The following is a 1,749-nucleotide window of genomic DNA, read 5'->3' on the forward strand; positions in this document are numbered from 1 at the left end:
CCACTGGAGCCGATAGATTCAGTCGAAGATGCCATTCAGGGTGTTAGCGGTCAGAACACGCTCGGCCCATAGATCCAGCTGTTCGAGCCCGGCATGGCGCACCTTCGACTCGATTCCCGTGGGAAGCTCGCCGAATTTCAGTGTCAGCAATTTCAACAGCATCTGGGCACGACCACTGACATTGCCCTGCTGCACTCCGCGTTTTTCTGCGATGCGCTCAAACGATGTGACATACGACATCTGGACTTCCTCCTCGAAGCGAGCCATCTGGGCTTCAAGCTGCTCTTCCAACGCTGGCGGCAATGCCAGCATCCAGTCGATCAAACGCAACAACTCCAATACCTCGGCCCGCTTGAAGCCACGCTGATACAGACGCTTCATCAGACCGAACTTGGTGACCAACCGATCCTTATCGTTACCTTTGGTCCGATGTGCCTCCAACTGAGCCAATACTATGACAGCAAAAGGGTTGGCACTGTTCTCCAATAGGTGGCGCTCCTGTCCCACACGCTGGAGCTCTACCACCGGGAAGCTGAAGGTCAGTCGAGTCTGCCATAGTTGCTGCTCATGATAACCGATGGCTTGATGATCAGCCTCGTCGGTCAGGATCGCAACACTGGCGATGCGCTGACGGGGATACTTGTCCTGCAGCCGGTAGTAATACCGGTACATCCGAGCATTGAAATGGTGATCGGTCCGACCCTGCACCTCCACGTGGATAAGGACCCATGTCTCGCTGCCATCCAGAGTGAAGACCTTGACCAGCTTGTCGGCATGACGCCGCCCAGCATCGCTGTCGCGCACCACCTGCTGGAGTTCCTTGTCGAGAAACTCATGCGGTCGCTGCCAGTCGATCTCACGATGTATCTCAGGCAACAGCAGCTCGAGGAACTGCGGAAAATAGTATTCAAGCGCCTCCTTCCAGGGGGAGTCGAAATCACTCTTGCCGACTGTTTCTTCGTTCATGATGCCACCTCAATGGGTGGTGGCTGGCTTCACATCGATGACTTCGACTTCAAATGTCAGGGTACGCCCTGCCAGGGGATGATTGAAGTCCACTTCCACCTGCCGCTCGTGGATGGCCTTGATCACCCCGGGCAATTCGTTGCCGTTGGCATCGGCGAAGGACACCACCGCGCCTACTTCGGGGGGCAGGTCCTTGAAGTCATCACGCTTGAGCATCTGGACGTTCTGCGGATTGTGCTGCCCGAAGGCGTGCTCCGGGGTGATATCGAAGGTCCCGCTCGCGCCGGCGGTGAGGCCCTTCAGAGGGTGCTCGAAGCCGGGCGGCAGGTTGCCGTCGCCCACCTGGAAGGTGGCCGGCGCCTTGTCGTGGGTGGAATCCACCACCGTGCCGTCTTCCAGCTTCAGGGTGAAGTGCAGGGTCACGTCCATGCCCTCGTCGATGCGATAGTCACTCATTACCTTCTCCGCCATGGTTCAGTGTTGCCGTCGACGCGCCCGGCGCTTTTCGCCGAACACCGATTCCCAGATCAGCCCGATGGCGCCCAGGGTGATGCTGATATCCGCCACGTTGAAGGCCGGGTAGTACCAGCCGGCGACGTGGAAGGAGAGAAAATCCACGACATAACCATGCACCAGGCGATCATAGAGGTTGCCGAGTGCCCCGCCGATGATCCCCGCCAACGCCGTCGCCAGCAGTGTCTCGTCCGCCTTGAGCCGGGTGATCCAGATGGTCAGGCCGATGCTCGCGCCCACGGCGACGGCGGCGAAGAACCAGCGCTGCCA

3 protein-coding genes are annotated in these 1,749 nt (G+C 58.9%); all 3 read right to left on the reverse strand.

What is annotated here, in order from left to right; genetic code table 11:
- Positions 1-18: 18 nt before the first annotated feature.
- Positions 19-966 (reverse strand): hypothetical protein, encoded by a 948-nt coding sequence (locus ACESMD_RS02715; protein WP_372610108.1) that lies wholly within the window; start codon positions 964-966, stop codon positions 19-21.
- Between the two features lie 9 nt (positions 967-975).
- Complete coding sequence (gene fkpB, locus ACESMD_RS02720; protein ID WP_372610110.1) at positions 976-1,422, reverse strand: FKBP-type peptidyl-prolyl cis-trans isomerase; 447 nt, start codon at positions 1,420-1,422, stop codon at positions 976-978.
- Between the two features lie 18 nt (positions 1,423-1,440).
- Positions 1,441-1,749 (reverse strand): signal peptidase II (lspA, locus tag ACESMD_RS02725; protein WP_372610112.1); only part of this gene is annotated, 309 nt, incomplete at its 5' end.

It is taken from the genome of Halomonas sp., from assembly GCF_041689495.1.
In the GTDB taxonomy this organism is placed as follows: domain Bacteria; phylum Pseudomonadota; class Gammaproteobacteria; order Pseudomonadales; family Halomonadaceae; genus Halomonas.

Excerpts from the sequence above, each read along its gene's own strand:
- ACESMD_RS02715 (WP_372610108.1), bottom strand. The coding sequence starts at position 966 with ATGAACGAAGAAACAGTCGGCAAGAGTGATTTCGACTCCCCCTGGAAG.
- fkpB (WP_372610110.1), bottom strand. The coding sequence starts at position 1,422 with ATGAGTGACTATCGCATCGACGAGGGCATGGACGTGACCCTGCACTTC.